At 61.8% G+C, this 20,185-nt stretch carries 10 protein-coding genes; 7 read left to right on the top strand and 3 right to left on the bottom strand.

The genetic code is table 11. The features are described 5' to 3' along the window. Window positions 1-225 precede the first annotated feature (225 nt). From EV286_RS12985 to EV286_RS12970, 4 genes are all read left to right on the top strand, one after another. Window positions 226-2,001, top strand: a complete 1,776-nt coding sequence (locus EV286_RS12985) for a cytochrome c biogenesis protein DipZ (protein ID WP_132958050.1) — start codon at window positions 226-228, stop codon at window positions 1,999-2,001. Between the two features lie 482 nt (window positions 2,002-2,483). After that, complete coding sequence (locus EV286_RS12980; RefSeq protein ID WP_132957562.1) at window positions 2,484-4,175, top strand: SbmA/BacA-like family transporter; 1,692 nt, start codon at window positions 2,484-2,486, stop codon at window positions 4,173-4,175. A gap of 443 nt (window positions 4,176-4,618) precedes the next feature. Then, window positions 4,619-8,434 carry a glycosyl transferase gene (locus EV286_RS12975; RefSeq protein WP_245500714.1) on the top strand — a complete coding sequence of 1,272 codons (3,816 nt, stop codon included), beginning with the start codon at window positions 4,619-4,621 and terminating at the stop codon, window positions 8,432-8,434. 5 nt (window positions 8,435-8,439) lie between these two features. Continuing rightward, entirely contained in the window at window positions 8,440-9,759 is a 1,320-nt protein-coding gene (locus EV286_RS12970; protein ID WP_132957561.1) for a glucoamylase family protein, read from the top strand. Window positions 9,760-10,192: 433 nt separating this feature from the next. Here EV286_RS12970 and EV286_RS12960 read toward each other — a convergent pair whose 3' ends face one another. Both EV286_RS12960 and katG read right to left on the bottom strand, forming a co-directional pair. Continuing rightward, window positions 10,193-10,861 carry a YoaK family protein gene (locus tag EV286_RS12960; protein ID WP_132957559.1) on the bottom strand — a complete coding sequence of 223 codons (669 nt, stop codon included), beginning with the start codon at window positions 10,859-10,861 and terminating at the stop codon, window positions 10,193-10,195. Window positions 10,862-11,017: 156 nt separating this feature from the next. After that, the gene (gene katG / locus EV286_RS12955; protein WP_165932838.1) at window positions 11,018-13,207 is read right to left on the bottom strand and encodes a catalase/peroxidase HPI; all 2,190 of its coding nucleotides are present in this window, start codon (window positions 13,205-13,207) and stop codon (window positions 11,018-11,020) included. Window positions 13,208-13,751: 544 nt separating this feature from the next. Here katG and EV286_RS12950 point away from each other — a divergent pair. From EV286_RS12950 to EV286_RS12940, 3 genes are all read left to right on the top strand, one after another. After that, the gene (locus EV286_RS12950) at window positions 13,752-15,068 is read left to right on the top strand and encodes a winged helix-turn-helix domain-containing protein (RefSeq protein ID WP_165932837.1); all 1,317 of its coding nucleotides are present in this window, start codon (window positions 13,752-13,754) and stop codon (window positions 15,066-15,068) included. 6 nt (window positions 15,069-15,074) lie between these two features. Beyond that, entirely contained in the window at window positions 15,075-16,448 is a 1,374-nt protein-coding gene (locus EV286_RS12945; RefSeq protein ID WP_132957556.1) for a hypothetical protein, read from the top strand. Window positions 16,449-16,871: 423 nt separating this feature from the next. Then, a complete protein-coding gene (locus tag EV286_RS12940) occupies window positions 16,872-19,757 on the top strand; it encodes a winged helix-turn-helix domain-containing protein (protein ID WP_132957555.1) in 2,886 nt (961 codons plus the stop codon). A gap of 6 nt (window positions 19,758-19,763) precedes the next feature. Here EV286_RS12940 and EV286_RS12935 read toward each other — a convergent pair whose 3' ends face one another. After that, a complete protein-coding gene (locus EV286_RS12935; RefSeq protein ID WP_132957554.1) occupies window positions 19,764-20,072 on the bottom strand; it encodes a putative quinol monooxygenase in 309 nt (102 codons plus the stop codon). Window positions 20,073-20,185 lie beyond the last annotated feature (113 nt).

Raw genomic sequence — 20,185 nt, 5'->3', positions numbered from 1 at the left:
TTCAGCCGCGCCCGCCTCATCGCGGATTGACGATGCCGGTCCGCAAAAACTGCCTCGAGCATTTTGTGTCGCTCTGTAGCGATCCCGGCCGTTTCCTACATTTCGATACCTTTTCCACGAAAGCCGGACACATCGGGGATACCTGGCCCCGACCAGATTGGCCCGTCGCTGGTCCAGGCAAATCGCCGGCCAGAGCCCGATCAACCGGTTGAAAAGGAAACAATGATGGCGCTTCTTGTCATTGCCTATCTTGGAGGTGCGCTGACCATCCTCAGCCCGTGTATCCTCCCCATCCTCCCCTTCGTCTTTGCGCGTGCGGGGCAGCCTTTCGTCAGAAGCACTCTGCCCATGCTCGCGGGCATGGCCGGCACCTTCGCAATTGTCGCGACGCTCGCAGCCGTCGGCGGCAGCTGGGCCATCCAGGCAAACGAATACGGCCGCATTGCTGCGATCATCCTCCTTGCAGTTCTGGGCGCCAGCCTGCTTTCGCCGCGTATCGCAAGCCTGCTCACCCATCCCGTCGTCGATTTCGGCAACAGGCTGGTGAACGCAACCGACCCGACGCGCTCGGCGCCGACGGTGATCAACTCGCTTGTCCTTGGCGTCGCAACCGGAATGCTCTGGGCACCCTGCGCCGGACCGATTCTGGGTCTCGTTCTGACCGGCGCGGCGTTGCAGGGTGCAAACCTTGAAACGACATCCCTCCTCCTCGCCTATGCGGCCGGCGCGGCAACCTCGCTTGCCTTCGCGCTGCTCGTCGGCGGAAAGATCTTCGCCGGAATGAAGCGTCACCTCGGCGTAAGCGAACGGATACGCCAGGTTCTCGGCGCCCTGGTGCTGGCCGGCGTCGGCACCATCGCGCTCGGCCTCGATACGGGCCTGCTGTCTCGCCTGTCCTATGCCAGCACGGCGTCCTTTGAACAGGTGGTTCTGGACCGGTTCCACGCAATGACTGCCGTCGGGGCACCATCCGAGGTCGCCGACAACAGCATGATGATCGCGGTCGCCGATACAAAGCGGCCGTTCCGCAGCAATCTACCCGTGGAAGGCCAGGCTCCCTCGCTCGGCGGTGCAGTACAGTGGCTGAATTCGCCGCCGCTCAACACGGAGCAACTGCGTGGAAAGGTGGTGCTCGTCGATTTCTGGACCTACTCCTGCATCAACTGCATCCGCACCATTCCCTATGTCCGTGCCTGGTCGGAGAAGTACAAGGACCAGGGCTTTGTCGTAATCGGCGTGCACGCCCCGGAATTCGCCTTCGAAAAGAAGGTCGACAATGTCAGCAAGGCGATGGCCGACTTCGGGATCGACTATCCGGTCGCCATCGACAATGACTACCGCATCTGGCGCGCGTTTGAGAACAGCTATTGGCCTGCCCACTACCTGATCGATGCCAAGGGCCAGATCCGCTACCACCACTTCGGCGAAGGCAACTACCAGGAGACCGAGCAGGCAATCCAGGATCTGCTGCGCGAAGCGGGCAGCGAGATGGCCGCTAGCGATCCGGTCAAGCCCGACGCGAAAGGCGCGGAGGTCAGCCCGGACCTCGCCAATATTGGTTCCGGTGAGACCTATGTCGGCTACCAGCAGGCGCAGAATTTCGTCTCGCCGGAGAGGCTGCAGCCGGACACGGCAAGCAACTATTCGATCGCCGAACCCGGCCTCAACGAATGGGGCCTGTCCGGGACCTGGACCATCGGCGCAGAGGAAGCGACGCTCGATCAACCCGGCGGCGGTATCGCCTATCGCTTCAGCGCCCGCGACCTTCATCTCGTGCTCGGCCCCGCAGCCGGCGGAAAGCCGGTGCGCTTCAAGGTGACGGTCGACGGCAGGGCTCCGGACAGCGACCATGGAGCGGATATCGATGCCGATGGGAACGGCATCGTCACCACGACGAAGCTTTATCAGCTCGTTCGCCAGTCCGGCAGCGTCCAGGCGCGAAACTTCGAGATCCGCTTCCTGGATCCCGGTGTACAAGCCTACGCCTTCACATTCGGTTAGGGAGCGCGAACGCAACTCGAGGACAGAAGTCGGGACCACCAAGGTGGTCATGGTCGCCGAAACAAGATAAATTGAGTACATGCGGGGGCATTTTCAAAGCATGCAGAACGTCGAGACGCTGTGGCGGCAGCCAGGCGGATAGCAAAGGCAACGATCGAGTTCTACGGGCGCAACCGTCCTTGTTCTGCTGACCAGGGACGGTTTCGCCCATCAGGAGGGCGCTTGGTGCAGATCGGCATTCATCGAGAAGTCGAATCGGTTCGTTTGCACGCATGGCTCTTCGCAGGGCGACCGCAAGCGAGCTTCAATTCGCCAGGGCTGCGTTCTACCCGATACGACAGTGCGCCGATCGTCGAGAATTTACGCGGCCTGGCGCTGCTGTTCATCTCCTCTCCAAGGCACAACCCTCTCAGCCAGCCGGCGCCGCGTCATCGGCGCCAAACGCTACGCAATCTCATCACTCTGGACCTGTCGAGGGTGTCATGGATACGAAACCAATCCCGCTGAAGGTAACTGGCGTTCGCTTTGCGCAAGCAGTGAAGAACTTCGCCAGCTCCGAGGTCGGTGGCAAGGCCAGAATGATGTTTGCCATGCTCGTCGCATTGTTGTGCGGCGTCAGCGGCCTGAATGTGGTCAACAGCTACGTGGGACGAAACTTCATGACGGCGATCGCCGATCGCCAGACGGCTGAATTCATCCGGCAGGCGGTGTTTTACATAGGCGTGTTTGCATCATTGACGATCGTTGCCGTCGTCGCCCGCTTCATCGAGGAGCGCCTTGCGCTGCTCTGGCGAGAATTCCTCACCCGGCGGGCGGTCAATTTCTATCTCGCCGATGGAACATACTATCATCTTGGCGTCTCGGGCCAACTCACCAACCCCGACCAGCGGATCGCCGACGACATTCGTGCGTTCACGGTTACCACGCTCTCCTTCATCCTCATGCTGCTCAACAGCACTCTCACGATCCTGGCCTTTGCCGGCGTGCTCTGGTCGATCAGTCCGCTGCTGTTCGTGGTGGCTGTCCTTTATGCCGCTTGCGGCTCGTATTTGACGATTGCGCTGGGACGCCCGCTCATCAGCCTGAACTACAACCAGCTCGACAAGGAAGCCAACTTCCGATCCGGCTTGATCGAGGTTCGGGAAAACGCAGAACCCGTCATGCTGGCGCGAGACGAGCAGCGCCAGACGGCGCGCCTGATGCAGCGGCTCGACACGGTGGTCGCCAATTTTCGCCAGATCATAGCCATCAACCGCAATGTCGGCTTCTTCACCACCGGATACAACTGGCTGATCCAGATAATTCCGGCCCTGATCGTGGCTCCTGCCTACATCGCCGGGAGCATCGGCTTCGGCGTGATCACCCAATCAGCCGGGGCCTTCGCTTTGCTTGTGGGCGCCTTTTCGCTGATTGTGACGCAGTTCCAGTCGCTCTCTACGTTCGCCGCGGTCGTCGCCCGGCTCAGCTCCCTGCTGGAGGCCATCGAACAGTCGCGAACGCCGCCGGGTTCGGGCGTCGAGATTGTCGAGGAAAAGGATCGGCTCGCCTATGAGGACTTGACCGTGCTGTCATCGGCAAACGGCACGCCCCTCTTCAAGGACCTGTCGGTATCGATCCCTTGCGGGTCGCGCGTCCTGATCACTGGATCGGCGCCGGCTGCGGGCACGGCGTTGTTTCGCGCGACAGCCGGAATCTCCGTCAACGGAACCGGGCGCACCATCCGTCCGCCTCCTGGCGACATATTGTTTGTCCCGCAACGGCCCTACCTGCCGACCGGCACCTTGCGCCAGGTTCTCGTGCGCGGTGAGAACAGGGACAAAATATCGGACGAACACATTGTCCAGCTGCTGCACGAGCTCGGCCTCGAACAGGTGCTTGAGCACGCGCTTGGCGGATTGGACACCGAGACCGACTGGGAAATGGTGCTTGCGCTTCACGAGCAACAGCTTCTGGCGCTCGCCGGCCTTCTTCTCGCAGCCCCGCGGTTCGCCTTCCTGGATCGGGTCAACACGACACTGGGGCCGCAACAGCTTGATAAGATCCTGCAGATGCTTTCCGCACGTTCGATCGGCTACATCAACAACGCAGGCGCCGAGGAACCGCGCGATATCTACGACGCGGTCCTGGAATTCCGTGAGGATGGTAAGTGGACATGGACGCCAAGCCGGGCATAGCGCATGATTTTCGAAATCGGAGCCCATTTCGGGGTTGAGCTCTGAGTTCCATTGGATTTTACTGTGTGCCAGACACGTTTGTGCGAGTATGCGGCCGCGCATTGGAACCTTGGCGCGAAACCGCAACCAATCGCGGGATGAAGCATGGAGAGCCAGGCGCGTGGAGGACCGAGCTTCGCAAATGCGGATTGTATCGGCGCCCTCGACCCTGGCATCGGCCTGAAAAATCAGAATATTTTGCCTTGGAAGATCTTACCGTAGCAATCTGGGCTCGAGGGAGGAGACCATGGTTTCGCTGAAGACGGCAAGCAGTGCGGAGAACACCGAAGCGGACAATGCCTGAGCAAAAGGCCGAGCGAATGGAGGTTCCCGTGCCAGCAGACGCTGCCGAGACGGTTCGACATGATAGCGTTGCGGGGCCGACTCCGGGGTCCGGCGTCGCCCTGCTTTCAAACGGCAGCTACGGTGTCCTGCTGACGGCCGCGGGTGCCGGCTACGGCGCCTGGCGGGGCATCGACGTAACTCGGTGGCAGGAAGACGTCACGCGCGATTGCTGGGGGCAGTTCTGCTACGTTCGCGATCTCGGCGATAACAGGCTGTGGTCGATTGGCAGGCAGCCGATTACCGAACCTGTCGATCTCTACGACAATGCCTTTCATGGGGATCGGGCCGAGTTCCGCTGCCGCGCCGGCGACATAGAAATAGCCTGGAAGGTCTGCGTCGCCGCCGACGCCGACGCGGAAGTGCGCGCGCTGACAATCAGCAATCATGGTGCGAACGAACGCACCCTCGAGCTGACCAGCTTCGCCGAAGTCTGTCTCAACAACCGTCGCGCAGACAGGGCGCATCCAGCCTTTGCCAAACTCTTTGTCGAAACACGGTATGACGCAGAGACCGGCGCCCTGTTCGCGCGTCGCAGGCCACGCGACGCGAAGGAGACGCCGGCCTGGGCCGTCCATGTTTCCGCATCGAGCCAGCAGACCCGACAGAAGCCCGAATACGAGACCGATCGGTTCCGCTTCCTTGGACGCGGCCGCACGGCCGCCAATCCCGCAATGCTCGACGCAGGCGCATCGCTTTCCGGAACGACCGGCCCCGTCCTTGATCCGGTCTTCTGCCTGCGGCGAACGGTCCGTCTCGGCCCCGGCGCTAAGGCCCAGGTCGTCTTTGTGACAGGAGCCGCGGACAACCAAGCGGCAGTCGAGGCAATCGCCGAAAGATACGCGACGATGGACGCGGTCGAGCAAGCGTTTTCCGGCGCATTGAAGAGTTTTGAGCGCGAGCTTGAAGAGTGCAGGCTGACGCCCGAGGATGTCTCGCTGTTCAACCACCTTGCCGGGACCATGGTATTCGCCGATCCGGCCATGCGGCAGGCGAACGGATTCAAGCAGGCTCGTTTGGATCGGGCCGCGCTCTGGGCGCACGGCATTTCCGGCGACCTACCGATCGCCTTGGTTCGTTTCGATATGACGCGCGATGAAGCCCTCCTGCGCGAAGTAACGAGGGGCCACGACTTTGCCCGCCGCCGGGGTCTGGCATTTGACCTCGTGCTGTTTGATGAGCGCGGTGAAAACGGCGCTGACCAGCTGAAAGGCACGTTCCTTTCAGGTCCGCAGGCAGAAATGATCGGCAAGCCGGGCGGTATATTCTTCCTTTCCGATACCGGCACCTCGAAGGAACATCTGGCGACAATCGCCGCCGCGGCCCGTCTCGTCCTGTCAGGCGGCGGCAAGCTCGCAGACCACCTCGACCGAAAATCCCCTGCCGCATCACCTCCCTTGCGGATGAGGACCGTTCGGGCAAGCGAGAACCGCGCGGAAACGCCTCCTGCCCCGACCGAGGATCTGCATTACTGGAACGAATTCGGGGGCTTCACCGAAGGCGGGCACGAGTATGTCGTTAGGGTGGACGGCATCAAGTCGCATCCGGCGGGCTTGCCACCGGCACCCTGGACCAACGTCACCGCGAATCCGAACTTCGGTTGCCTGACGACCGAAGCCGGCCTTGGCTACACTTGGTCGGCGAACAGCCAGATGAACCGGCTCACGCCGTGGTCGAACGATCCGGTCTCGGATCAGCCTGGGGAGGTCGTTTACCTGCGCGACGAAGAAACCGGAGAGGTCTGGACGCCGACACCGCTGCCGCTCGGACAGCATGCGCTCGTGACAGTCCGCCACGGCCGGGGCTACAGCCGGTACACCAATCAGAGCCGACAGCTCAAACAGGAGATGACGGTCTTCGTTCCAAGGCAGGATCCGGTCAAGATCATCCGCCTGAAACTCAGCAACGAGGGCTCCCGAAACCGCCGCCTCACGGCAACATACTTCGTCGAGTGGGTACTTGGAACGCAGCGCGCAGATGCCGCCATGCAGGTCGTGTGCGAGCGCGACGCCGAGTCGGGCGCGATCGTGGCGAGGAACCCCTGGGCCGGCGACTTCTCGGGAGAGCTGGCTTTCGCTGCCGCGAGTCCGGCGGCGACATCAACGACATCCGACCGCACCGAGTTTCTCGGCAGATACGGATCGATATCCCGTCCGGCGGCCCTGAAGCGAACCAATCTGGCGGAACGCTTCGACCCGCTGCAGGATCCATGCGCCGCATTGATGGTCGATCTTTCAATACCGCCGGGAGAGACCAGGGATGTCGTCTTTGTCCTCGGGCAGGGCGCTGACCTCGAGCAGGTGCGCAGGCTGGTTCGCGAGCATGCCAATGCCGATCGGGCGCAGCAAAGCCTTTCGGACGTATTGCACCAGTGGAATGACGTTCTGGACACTATCCGCGTGGCGACACCGGACCCCGGCATGAACTTCATGATAAACCGCTGGCTGTTGTATCAGGTCCTCGCCTGCCGCCTCTGGGCGCGCACATCCAACTATCAGTCGGGCGGCGCTTACGGTTTCCGGGATCAGCTCCAGGACGTGATGGCGCTGGTTCATAGCGCACCGAACGAGACTCGCGCCCAAATCCTTCGCGCCGCTGCGCGGCAATTCGAGGAGGGGGACGTCCAGCACTGGTGGCACCCGCCCTCCGGCGTCGGCGTGCGCACCCGGATCACCGACGACCTCTATTTCCTGCCCTTCGTCGTTCATTATTATGTTTTGACGACCGGCGACGTTCAACTGCTCGACGAAATGGTGCCCTTCATCGAGTCACCGGTGCTGCGAGACGATCAGGAGGAAGACTTCAACCGGCCTGCAATCAGCAATCAGGCCGGCACGATCTACGAGCACTGCGTCCGCGCGATGGAACACGGCTATCGGCTGGGCAGCCACGGCCTTCCCCTCATGGGAACGGGCGACTGGAACGATGGCATGAACAGGGTCGGCGCCGAAGGCAAGGGCGAGAGCGTCTGGAACGGCTGGTTCTTTCTGACTGTCCTCAAATCATTCGCCACGATCTCAGCGTCGCGTGACGATCAGGACCGCGCCGCCTGGTGCCGCGAACGGGCCGAGGCCCTGCGCACAGCCCTCGAGGACAACGCATGGGACGGTGGCTGGTATCGCCGGGCATATTTCGATGACGGCACTCCGCTCGGCTCGTTCTTGAACGACGAATGCCAGATCGACGCCATCCCGCAAGCCTGGGCGGTCATTTCAGGCGAAGCGGATGCTGAGCGGGCGTCGCGGGCGATGCGTGCGGTCCGCGACCGGCTTGTCCTCGAGAAGGACAAGCTGATCAAGCTCTTCGATCCACCCTTTGACAAGGGCTCCCTGCAACCGGGCTACATCAAGGGCTACGTCCCAGGCATCCGTGAAAATGGCGGGCAATACACCCATGCGGCAACCTGGGTCGTCTGGGCGACCGCATTGCAAGGCGACGGCGATCTCGCGCTAAAGCTCTGGAACCAGATCAACCCGATCTACCACGCGTCGACGAGAGACGAGGTCGAACGCTACAAAGTGGAGCCATATGTGGTCAGCGCCGATATCTATGGGGCCGTTCCGCATACCGGTCGGGGCGGCTGGACCTGGTACACCGGATCCGCCAGCTGGCTCTATCGTGTGGGGCTCGAGGCGATCCTTGGTTTTCACCGGCAAGGCCAATTTCTGCGGTTCGAGCCATGCGTTCCGGCAAGCTGGCCGGGCTATGAGATCACCTACCGATACGGATCCGCGACCTACCATATCCGTTTCGACAACTCCAAGGGCGCAGGCAGGGCCGTGCAGTCCGTGGCGCTCGACGGGAAAGCCGTGGCGAACGAAAGCGTGCTGCTCACGGACGACGGACGCACGCACGACGTCCACGTCATGATTGGTTAGAAATCATGTCTGAAATGCTCTCGACAGACCAAGATCTCGACCGCTTGCCGACGGAGCAGGATCTCGGTCGGCTGCAGTTCACCACCCTGTTGTACTATCTCCACTGCACGAACCCTGACAACGGGCTGGTGCGCGACAAGACGGAACCGAATGCTCCGGCAAGCATCGCGGCAATCGGCATGGCCTTGGCGACCATCCCCGTCGTCGTGGAGCGGGGCGTCATCATCCGCGAATTTGCAGCGAAGATGACCCGCAAACGCCTGAGCTACCTGATGGCCTGTCCGCAAGGACCCGAGGCCGATTCATCCGGCTACAAGGGATTCTTCTACCATTTTCTGGACATCGAAACGGGGCGCCGGGTCTGGCAATGCGAGTTGTCGACGATCGACTCGGCTTTCCTGTTCGCGGGCGCCCTTACGGTCGCCACCTATTTCGATGGCGACACCGCCGACGAAGCGGAAATCCGCCAGCTTGCCATGGCGCTTTACGAGCGGGCAGACTGGAACTGGGCGCGCGATGGGGGCGCTACCCTGACACACGGCTGGCGTCCGGAGAGCGGCTTCATTCCCTATCGCTGGCGCGGCTACGACGAAGGCCTGCTGCTCTACATCATCGGCCTCGGCTCGCCAACGCACCCATTGCCGCCCGAGAGCTTTGCTGCCTACACCGAAACCTACGAATGGAGGAACATCTACGGCCACGAACTCCTGTATTCAGGGCCCCTGTTCACCCACCAGCTGTCGCACATGTGGATCGACTTTCGCGGCATCCGCGACGAGTTCATGCGCGACCACGACAGCGACTATTTCGAAAACAGCCGTCGCGCGACGTTCGTGCAGCAGCAATACGCTATTCGCAATCCATTGGGCTTCGCGGGCTATGGGGAACATTGCTGGGGCTTCACCGCAAGCGACGGACCGGGCTGGGGCAAGCGAACGATCAACGGCGTGGAGCATGAATTCTTCGACTACATCGCGCGCGGCGCCCCATTCGGGCCGGATGACGGCACGATCTCGCCTTGGGCTGTCATCGCTTCATTGCCCTTCGCGCCGGAGATCGTCGTGCCGACGGTGAGAAACTTTGCGCGCAAGGATCTCGGCATGACCCGGCTTTACGGCTTCAAGCCGTCGTTCAACCAGACATATGGCGTGGAGACCAGTCCGACGGGATGGTGGGTAAGCCCCTATCACTTCGGGATCGACCAGGGACCGGTTGTGCTGATGATCGAAAACTATCGGACTGGGCTGCTCTGGGACATCATGAAACGCTGCCGCCCCGTCGTGAGCGGATTGCGCCGCGCGGGGTTTACGGGAGGCTGGCTCTAGATTGATTGCCGCCACGCCTAACCCACGGCCCAAATCCTCGCTTCCACGCAGGCGTCCAGAAACGCCATCCGAACGGCCTCGGAAGAGGCCATGCCCTTGTCAAAATGGTAGCAAGCCCGCAATGCGCGCTCATGCAGGACGCCGCCCTCGGTCGGCCACCGGTCCAACAGGATCTCGGCAGCCTCGCGACCACAGGTGATTTGGCGTCTGGTTCCATCGGGAAATGTGATGACAATCGCATTGGCCCAATACCGATTGAGCATGATCCTCCCCGCGTCTTTTATTGTGGTCGAGAATAGGTGCTTACAGGTGCTGCCGCAACGTGAGGCCCATCCCATTAAGGGCACGGCCGATCACAAAAACGTCAGGCACGCTGTGATCCGAAACGAACGTCCGGCCCTCGTCAGCGTGCATGCGCGAGCGTTTGAAGGGTTCAGATCGCTGACGCCATAATGATCATGAACACGAGAACCAGACACGCGAGCACCAGCGATGCGATGACGCCCCAATAGGTGAAGCTGAGCGCGCCGCAGCCGACGCCCGCGATAAACGAGAGCCATGAGACCGCGTTCACACAAGCAGGAGCCAGCGTCGCCCGCTTCGTGAGCACGTGAGCAAGCGATTGCCCGAGGCCGAAGAGCGAGCCTGTTATGAAGCTCTTGCCGGCGTCCGTGCCGGAAATATCGCGGTGCATGACATTCTGCATGCCCATCATGCCCGCAACTAGAGTCAGGGCGTGCGTCGGAAAGCCAGCTGTTGCCAGAAGGATCGCGGCGACACAAAGCACAACCTCTCCCATAAGCAAGACTCGCAGCGATCTCGAGGCTCCGTCAGATATCAATGTGCCGGCGAAAGCGCCAGCAACGAAGGCGAAGATGATGTAGCCGGCATGGGCCGCTTCCACCCACTCGCCGGCCGCGAACGCCATGCCAAAATGCGTGCTGTTGCCGCTCATGAACGATACGTAGAGGTGATTGAGCTGCTGGTACCCGACAGCGTCGAGAAAACCGGCCAAGGCCGTGGCGAGCGATGCGAAGAGCAGGGGCGAAGCGGGCCCCGCGCCTGGCGCGTCCGCGGCAGATTTCGGAAGATTGTTGATCATGAAGCTTCGCCCTCGCGGAAAAACGCCCGCGACGTCCGTCCCACATAGCTCGTTCAGACGCCAAGGGGCCGAGGCAAGCCTGAATGAGCCATGTGACGACGACTGGGCACGGTCACCCGGGCGCGACCGATCCGCCGCGTCCGGGACGTTCTGTCGTCACCTGACGAGATCGAAACGATCGGCGTTCATCACCTTGGTCCAGGCGGCAACGAAGTCGTTTATGAACTTCTCCTGTGCATCGGCCTGGCCGTAGACTTCGGCGATCGGCCTGAGCTGGGAATTAGAGCCGAAGACGAGGTCGACGCGCGTTGCGGTCCACTTCAGGTCGCCCGACTTGCGGTCGCGCCCTTCGAACGCATTCGTCGAGTCTGCCACTGCAGTCCAGACCGTACCCATGTCGAGAAGGTTGACGAAGAAGTCGTTGGTGAGCGTCTCCGGATGCGCCGTGAACACGCCATGCTGGGACTGGCCGACATTTGCATTCAATACGCGCAAGCCTCCGATGAGAACCGTCATTTCAGGCGCGGTCAGCGTCAGCAACTGCGCCTTGTCGATCAGCAACTCCTCGGGCGAAAGAACGTGATCGCCCTTCTGGTAGTTGCGGAACCCGTCGGCGGTCGGCTCGAGAAAGGCAAAGGACTCGACGTCGGTCTTTTCCTGTGCCGCGTCCGTGCAACCGGGCGTGAACGGAACCCTGACGTGGTGGCCACCGTTCGCCGCGGCCTTTTCAATGGCTGCGGCGCCGGCCAGCACGATCAGGTCTGCCAGCGAGACCTTCTTGCCGCCGGTCTGGGCATCGTTGAATGCCTTCTGGATCCCCTCGAGGGTCGCCAGCACCGTTGCCAGTTGCGCCGGCTGGTTCACGTCCCAATCCTTCTGCGGGGCAAGACGGATGCGCGCACCGTTTGCGCCGCCCCGCTTATCGGAGCCTCGGAAGGTCGAGGCCGATGCCCAGGCGGTCGAAACCAGCTGTGAGATGGGCAATCCCGACGCGAGAATCCTGCCTTTGAGATCAGCGACGTCCTGCTCGTCGATCAAGACGTGGTCGACATCCGGGATCGGATCCTGCCAGATCAGCTCCTCTTGCGGAACATCCGGACCCAGATAACGGACGCGCGGGCCCATGTCGCGATGGGTCAGCTTGAACCAGGCCCGGGCGAACGCATCGGCGAACTGGTCGGGGTTTTCGTAGAAGCGTCTTGAAATCTTCTCGTAGACCGGATCGAACCGTAAGGAGAGGTCCGTCGTCAGCATGCTCGGCGCATGATGCTTGGACGCGTCGGCTGCATTCGGAATGACGTCGGGGGCGTTCTTGGCGACCCACTGGTGCGCGCCCGCCGGGCTCTTCGTCAATTCCCATTCGTAGCCGAACAGGTTCTCGAAGAAGTAGTTGCTCCACCGCGCCGGCGTCTGGGTCCAGGTGACCTCAAGACCGCTGCCGATCGTGTCGCCGCCCTTGCCGCTTCTGAAACTGCTCTTCCAGCCGAGGCCCTGCTCCTCGATGCCGGCAGCTTCGGGTTCGGGGCCGACATGGGAAGCATCGCCGGCGCCATGGGTCTTGCCGAAGGTGTGTCCGCCGGCAATGAGGGCGACCGTCTCCTCGTCGTTCATCGCCATGCGCGAGAAGGTCTCGCGGATGTCACGAGCAGCGGCAAGCGGATCGGGGTTGCCGTTTGGACCTTCCGGGTTGACGTAGATCAGGCCCATCTGAACGGCTGCGAGGGGGTTTTCAAGGTGACGATCGCCGGTATAGCGCTTGTCGCCAAGCCAGGTATCTTCGCTTCCCCAATAGACGTCTTCCTCTGGCTCCCAGACGTCGGCGCGGCCGCCGGCGAAGCCGAACGTCTTGAAGCCCATCGACTCCAATGCAACGTTGCCGGTGAGGATCAGCAGATCGGCCCAGGAGATCTTGCTGCCGTATTTCTGCTTGATCGGCCAGAGCAGGCGGCGCGCCTTGTCCAGATTGACGTTGTCCGGCCAGCTGTTAAGCGGCGCAAAGCGCTGCTGACCGGCTCCCGCGCCGCCGCGACCGTCGCCGATGCGGTAGGTGCCGGCACTGTGCCATGCCATGCGGATGAAGAGCGGGCCGTAGTGACCGAAGTCCGCCGGCCACCAGTCCTGCGAATCCGTCATCAAGGCATGGAGGTCCTTCTTGAGGGCCTCCAGGTCGAGTTTCTTGAACGCCTCGGCGTAGTCGAACGCCTTGCCCATGGGATTGGACAGGGAGGAGTGCTGGTGGAGAATCTTGAGGTTGAGTTCGTTCGGCCACCAGTCCCGGATAGACCTGCCGCCGTGGTTCGTGTGGGCTACCGGACACGTGCCCGCGTTGTCGACTTTTGTGTCCATATCTGTCTCCATCTGTTACGTGAATGGCGCCATGCAGCGGAAGAGTGTGGTTGATCCCATGAAATATCTCACTCGCTCTGACCGCGACGAAAACCGCCCAAAAGACGCAGCGTCCGAATTCCTCGCACTTGCCACGCGCTGCAAGAACTATCGCGCCATCGCAGGATTTGGGGAACAGGAATCTGCCGCCATTTACTCAACCTCTCAAGTGCGTCGATTTCGGATACCAAGGCGCAAAACTATGGGAGGGATGCAGCGATAAAGATTGTTGATTCATCTCCTCACCAGCCTGCAGCTTTGGCGCAGACGGTGGATGGGGCATTTGGCCGGCCTCTCCAAATTCAAGCCGATTATCGCAAACCATTGAAAGCAGGCAATGTGACATCATCGTCGATGACGATCGAGCGCCTATCTTCCATGAAGTGCGGAGCCAGGGATGGGTCTGCAAAAGACCTTCGGCTGTGCTAAAAAGGCGTTAAGGCGTTCAGAACACAAACTTTCAAGCCATGAGCTGTATCGCGAATGGACGGCTTGGATTGTGCGGGTGACGACAGTGAGAAGCGGTGAAACGATCTCCTTTGGCCCCTTCCGCTTGCTTGTTGTCGAGCGGCTGCTCCTCAAGGATGGGATAAATGTCGCCGTCGGTGGCCGCGCTCTTGATATCCTGATCGCTCTTGCCGCCCGGGCTGGCGAGATCGTGAGCGAGCGAGAGCTGACACATGTGGCGTGGCCGGGGCTTGCAGTCAGTTCGACAAGCCTTCGTACCCAGATATCGACACTGCGCAAGGCGCTGGGGGAGCGCAGGGAGGGTTCGCGATACATCGTCAACGTTCCAGGTCGTGGCTACATCCTAGTCGCCCCCGTCAAGCGTACTGCCGCGTCGGGCGCCGACACTGCCGTCACCAGGACTACCCGCAGCCGCAACCTGCCGCCACCGCCAAAACTGCTTGTCGGCCGCAAGGAAGCCATCGCAGATCTGTCCTCGCTGCTCCTCTCGCGGCGTTTCATAAGCGTTGTCGGGCCGGGTGGCATAGGAAAGACCACCGTTGCAGTGGCAACGGCGCACGCGCTGCGTCAGCAGTTTGGAGAGGACGGACTTTGCTTTGTCGATCTTGGCTCGCTTAGCGACCCGAGAGATGTCCCAAATGCACTTGCATCGGTTCTGGATCGGGCTTTCCAGGGCGTTGACCCTGAAACCTACATGTGTGCCTTTCTTGCCGACAAGCGCATCCTCATCGTCCTCGATGGCTGCGAGCATGTCATTGGAGCCACGGCCACTCTCTGTGAGCGGCTATTGCCCAACGCGCCCTCATTGCATCTGCTGACGACCAGCCGCGAGGCTCTGCGCGTTGAAGGCGAGAGCGTGCATTTGCTTCCGCCTCTCGACAGCCCTCGCGAAGAGACGCCCTCGGCTGCCCAGGCGCTCGCCTCGCCGGCTGTGCAGCTCTTCATGGAGAGGGCGTCTTCCGGCGGGTATAAAGGCGAGCTGACCGACGCCGAAGCTCCTGTTGTCGCCAGCATTTGCCGCAGGCTCGACGGAATCGCGCTGGCGATCGAGCTTGTGGCCAGCCGCGTGGGCGCCTACGGGATTCAGGGAACCGCCGACCTTCTCGAAAGCGGCGCGGAATTGCTCCTGCAGGGCCGGCGCAGCTCATCGCCGCGTCACCGGACCTTGCAGGCCATGCTCGACTGGAGCTTCAAGCTCCTGTCTGCCGACGAACAAATGGTCCTGCGCCGGCTATCCGTATTTGTTGGGCAGTTCACGCTGCCCGGAGCATATGCCGTCGCTGCGGCGACCGACGGCGAGAGGTATACAGTCCCGGACGCATTCGCCCGATTGGTCGACAAATCGCTCATCTGAGTTTCCTTGTCAGGCGCCTCCGTCTCCTACCGACTGCTCGACACGACGCGCGCCTACGCTGAAGCCAAGCTTGCTGAATGCGGTGAGGAGGAGGCCACCGCCAGGCGGCACGCCTCCTATTTTGTCGCCTTTCTCAAGTCTCAGGCCCGCGAGGAACTGGTCTTCAACGGCGGCAATTTGGCGACCTATGCACCGCACATGGGCAACATCCGAAGAGCCCTGACGTGGAGCTTTTCCGATTTGGGTGATGAAGCCATAGGCATCGAGCTGACAATCCAAACAGCTCCCCTCTTCCGGGGGCTCTCCCTGATGGACGAATCCCGACAATGGTGCCTGCGAGCCATTGGCGCGCAGCGTGAAGCGGACCGCGGTACACGACAAGAGCTGGCGCTTCACGAGGCCCTTGCGATGTCATCCATGTACACCAGGGAAAATGACGAGGAGGTGCTGGCTGCTTTCGGGCGGAGCCTGGAATTGTGCGAGGCTTTGGGCGACAGGCAGCATCAGCTCTATCTGCTCGGCGGCCTCAAGGATTTTCTTACGCGTCGCGGCAATTTCGCCGGCGCCTTGGCGGCGACCAAGCGCGCCGCTCCCGTCGCAGAGAGCACGGGAGGAGCGGCCGAAAAGGTATTGATCGAATGGATGCTGGGGAACGCGTTCCATCTTGCCGGAGACCATGCAGCCGGGTTCCGCCACACTCAGCTCGGGTTCCATCTTGCTCGGGATGTTCCCGCAGCACAGCTCGATCACTTTGGCTATGACCACCAGGTGAGAGCGCTGGTTACCCTCGCGCAAACCTTATGGCTGTGCGGTTTTCCGGAGCAGGCTTGCGACGTTGCCCGTCAGAACATCGAAGAAGCGGCGCAATACAACCATCCCATTTCGCATTGCATCGCTCTCGTCTACTCGATCCCTGTGCTCCTATGGAGCGGCGATCTCGAGGGGGCGGCAGGGGCCATCGAACTCGCCATTGCACAGGCAACCAAGTATTCACTCGCCCCCTACCATGCCGTCGGCCTCACACTGAAGGGCGCGCTGATGCTCGCCCGCGGCGACGCATTTTCAGCGGTGGGCCTTCTGCGGCAGGCGCGCGAGGCGATGAGAGTTGAGCAATATAATATCGTGGCAATCTGGGCTTCGTGCCTGCTGGCCGAAGCGCTGTCCCGCTCCGGCGACACGGATGAGGCATATCTCACAATCGAGAATGCCTTGGCCCGCGCCAGGCAGTCCGGCGAGAAGTGGTGGTTGCCCGAAGTCCTGAGGATTCGCGGCGAGATTCTCCTGGCGCGTCCTCTGCTATCGCCCCATCCGGACGCAACGGCGACATCATCGCCCTCATTCAGGCCGATTCTCTGCGGCACCAGATCCCAGATCGCCTGAACGGTGCCGATAATCTCAGGACGCATCGTGATCGGTGTCGCGATATCGGCGTATTCTCGGAAATAGTCGTCCACGAGATCTACGTCGGAGCGGCGCATACCGTATGCTTTCGCCTGGACCAGCATCCTATCGGTCTTGATGTCGGGAAACGGGATTTCCTCCGGAACCAAAGTCTTCCCGTATTCGTCCAAGCGTGCAGCTTTCCTGTTGCATCTCCTTCCCATCCCGAAGAAGTATCCCGCGCCGTGATCCACGAAATCTCCACTTGCGGAGCTAACACGTGTGCGTGACGCTGGGGCAAAAAGAGGTTAAATTCGCTGGCACGCGCCAAAGCTCAATAGATTGAGCCTTGGATACGTTCGGCCAAATGCAGTTCGGCGCAATTCAGAACAGCACGTTCACGACGCGGTCATTTGAGGGTGCATGGAACGATCCGGCAAATCAGATGGCAAGACATATTGCTTCGGTGACTACCGGTTCATTCCGGACCGGCAATTGCTGACGCTCCGCGACAACCCGTTACATGTCGGAAGCCGGGCTCTCGATCTGCTCCACGTGCTCGTCAGCCACGCGGGGGAAGTCGTCGGCAAGGACGAGCTGATCCGTTTCGCCTGGCCGGACACCTTCGTTCATGAGAGCAACCTGAAAGTCAACATCGCCGCATTGCGCCGTGCTCTTCCACGAACGGCTTCGGGCCTGTCGTGCATTGCCACCGTGACCGGGCGGGGCTACCGCTTCGTTGCGCCGCTGCGCATCTATGGAGGAGACGAGCGGCAACTCTCCTTCGATCCGGCCAAGGCTTCCACCGGCGAGTTGCCTCGCCTGCCGCATGTGGTCGGTCGCGACGACGTCGTTGCGGAGCTTGCCGCCAAGCTTCAGGAAAGCCGATTGCTGACGGTTGTCGGACCGGCCGGGGTCGGCAAGACGACTGTCGCCGTCGCCGCGGCAAAAAGCCGTCTGGACCGCTATCAGGACGGTGTTTGTTTCGTGGATCTCTCCGTCATCGGCGATCCCCAGCTTGTGGACGCGACGATAGCGGCGGCGCTGGGCATCGGCGGCAAATGGGCGAATACGCTCGCCGGTATCGTAGAGGCATTTCGCAGTCATGAAATGCTGCTCGTGCTCGACAACTGCGAGCATGTTCTCAGCACCGCTTCGGCGATCGCGGACCACCTGACGCTGGCGCTTCCGGGTCTTCACATCATCGCCACGAGCCGGGAGCCGCTTCGATCGCGGTCGGAGAGCGTCTATCGCTTGTCTCCGCTCCCGTATCCAGAAGAGCACAGCGGCGGAAACCGCACGGACGCCTTGGCCTTCCCAGCCGTCCAGCTCTTTGTTCGGCGGGCAAGCGAGGCCGACGGCTACCAATTCGATGACGCGGACGCGCCCGTCGTGGCAGCCATATGCCGGCGTCTCGACGGAATTGCACTCGCAATCGAACTCGCCGCGTCGCGGCTGCCGGATTTGAAACCGGCAACGCTGCTCAGTCTTCTCGAACACAGTTTCGAGCCACTCGTCGCCAGTTCCGGCGCAACTCCGCCACGACACCAGACCCTGCTCGCGACCTTGGACTGGAGCTATCAGCTTCTGTCCAAGGATGAGGCCCGACTTCTGCGCCTCCTGTCGGTTTTTTCGGCAAGCTTCTCTGTCTCCGATGTCATCGGCGTGGCGGACCACATCGGCCGAAGCATCGAGGAGATCGCGACTTGCACGGAAAGCCTCGCGGCGAAATCGCTTTTGTCGGCCGCGCACGACGCCGGGGGGCCACGCTATCGCCTGCTCGACAGCACTCGCAGCTTCGCCGCCGAACGGCTGGACATGAGTGGCGAAGCCGCCGACGCCCGATCCAGCCACGCGCACTATCTTCTCCGCCTGTTCGAGCAATCCGAAGCGGAGTGGCAATGGCAACCGAGGAGCGAATGGACCGCCAGCTACGCACCGCGAACGAACGACTTGCGCAAGGCGATCAACTGGACTTTTGGCGATGGCGCACAGCCAGAGGTTGGCGTGCGCCTCGCCAGCGCTGCAATCCCACTTTGGGACGAATTGTCGAACGTCGCCGAAAGCCGGCGATGTGTCGAACGCGCGCTGCAATCCACGGAAGCTCTGTCGCGCTGCGCCCCCGCCGTCAAGATGAAGCTCATCGCGTCCTATGCTTCAGGTCTCAATTTCTCCGATCATCTCGGTCCCGAAGCCGACGTGGCGTGGACGGAAGCCAACCGACTGGCGCGCGAGATCGACAATGTCGATTATCAGCTTCGCACCTTGTGGGGCCTTGGCATATTGCAGAGCTTCACCGGACGGCACAGGCAGGCGATCGCGACGCTCGAGCAGTTTGCCCAACTCGCCGGCCGGGAAGACGAACGGCTGGCTGTCGCGGAGGGAGAACGGGTCAGGCTGACGGCCGTCTTCTATCGCGGCGATGTCCGGCGGGCGCACGATGACCTGAAGCGGCTCGCGCGCGACCATGCGACGACAGCGAAGCGCTCGGGCGTCGCCCGCTTCCAGATGGACCGGTTCGTGTCGATCCGGGTGGCATTGGCGATGACGGCCTGGGTGGCGGGCGATCGCGGCGAAGCGACGGCCGCACTCCGGGACGCGCTCGACCATAGCCTCGCGCTCGACCATACGGTCTCGCATTCCAACGCTCTGGCCCAGGCGGCCCTACCTATCGCCTTCTGGTCCGGGGAGACCGAGATCGCTCGCCTGCATGTCGCAGCACTTGCCCGAAATCTTACCCTGCGTGAAATTGCGATCTGGCGGCCGGTCTGCCGCTTCTACGAAGGCGCCCTCGCAAGCATGGACGGCGACCCCAAAGGCGTCGACACGATGCGCCTCGCAATCGAGCAACTCGTCACCAACAACTTCCTCGTTCGGGTGCCGATCTATCTTGCCATCCTCGCGGAAACTGCCTTGAGCCAGGGGCGCATCGCGCTCGCCCGCGACAGCCTGAACGCCGCCTTCGATCGTGCCGACCGGCAGGGCGAACACTGGTCCCGGCCGGAACTGCTGCGCGTACGCGGAATGCTGCAGCGGCTGGATGGCGATCTGTCGGGTGCCTCGGAAACCCTGCTGCTCGCCGCAGAAACCGCGAGGGAAAGCGGTGCGCTCTTCTTCCGGCTTCGCGCGTCGACGGCCTTGGCCGAACTTTGGGCGGAAGCCGACCGGCACGTGGCAGCGGCCGAACTGCTGTCGCCCATCTGCGCTGAGTTCGATGACGTGAAACCCTGCATGAACGTGGTGAAGGCGCGTCAACTGCTCGAAGTTCTCGGGCGCGGGAAAACAGGCCTGCACACTAGCTCATCCTGAACCGCTCTAGCCATTCTTGCTCGCGACCAGAGCAGGGTCGAGGACAAAGGCACTCCGTTCGGCGAGGTCGTGGATGCTGGACAGGTAACTCTTGAAATGCGACGTCTCGCGGTGCGCCGCCACCGCGGCGTTGTCGATATAGAGTTCATCCAGAACATAGCGGTCGGCTTTCGCCTGATCCCGCCAGACATCCCATCGTAGATTGCCAGGTTCCATCCTGCAGTGGGGCGCCATGCCGAAGAGGAGTGCCTCAAGCTCCTCGGCCTTGCCCGGCCTGGCAAGCAAGGTGGCCATGATCTTGACATGCGATGACATGGTCGAAGTCCTCCAATCTTGCGGCTCGACGCCAACTCAAGGCTGCGGCACCGGCTCCGTCACCACTTCACTATCGAGGAACTCCCGGTTTACCGCTTCGGCTGACGACCCGA

Origin of the sequence: Rhizobium sp. BK251 (assembly GCF_004345245.1) — a bacterium.
In the GTDB taxonomy this organism is placed as follows: Bacteria; Pseudomonadota; Alphaproteobacteria; order Rhizobiales; family Rhizobiaceae; genus Rhizobium.
The sequence above is the reverse complement of the archived record's forward strand: the minus strand, read 5'-3'. Positions and strand labels throughout refer to the sequence as shown.

What these genes read in the sequence shown, in the direction of transcription:
- EV286_RS12970 (WP_132957561.1), top strand. Translation starts at nt 8,440, where the DNA reads ATGTCTGAAATGCTCTCGACAGACCAAGATCTCGACCGCTTGCCGACG.
- EV286_RS12960 (WP_132957559.1), bottom strand. Translation starts at nt 10,861, where the DNA reads ATGATCAACAATCTTCCGAAATCTGCCGCGGACGCGCCAGGCGCGGGG.
- EV286_RS12980 (WP_132957562.1), top strand. Translation starts at nt 2,484, where the DNA reads ATGGATACGAAACCAATCCCGCTGAAGGTAACTGGCGTTCGCTTTGCG.
- katG (WP_165932838.1), bottom strand. Translation starts at nt 13,207, where the DNA reads ATGGACACAAAAGTCGACAACGCGGGCACGTGTCCGGTAGCCCACACG.
- EV286_RS12935 (WP_132957554.1), bottom strand. Translation starts at nt 20,072, where the DNA reads ATGTCATCGCATGTCAAGATCATGGCCACCTTGCTTGCCAGGCCGGGC.
- EV286_RS12940 (WP_132957555.1), top strand. Translation starts at nt 16,872, where the DNA reads ATGGAACGATCCGGCAAATCAGATGGCAAGACATATTGCTTCGGTGAC.
- EV286_RS12985 (WP_132958050.1), top strand. Translation starts at nt 226, where the DNA reads ATGGCGCTTCTTGTCATTGCCTATCTTGGAGGTGCGCTGACCATCCTC.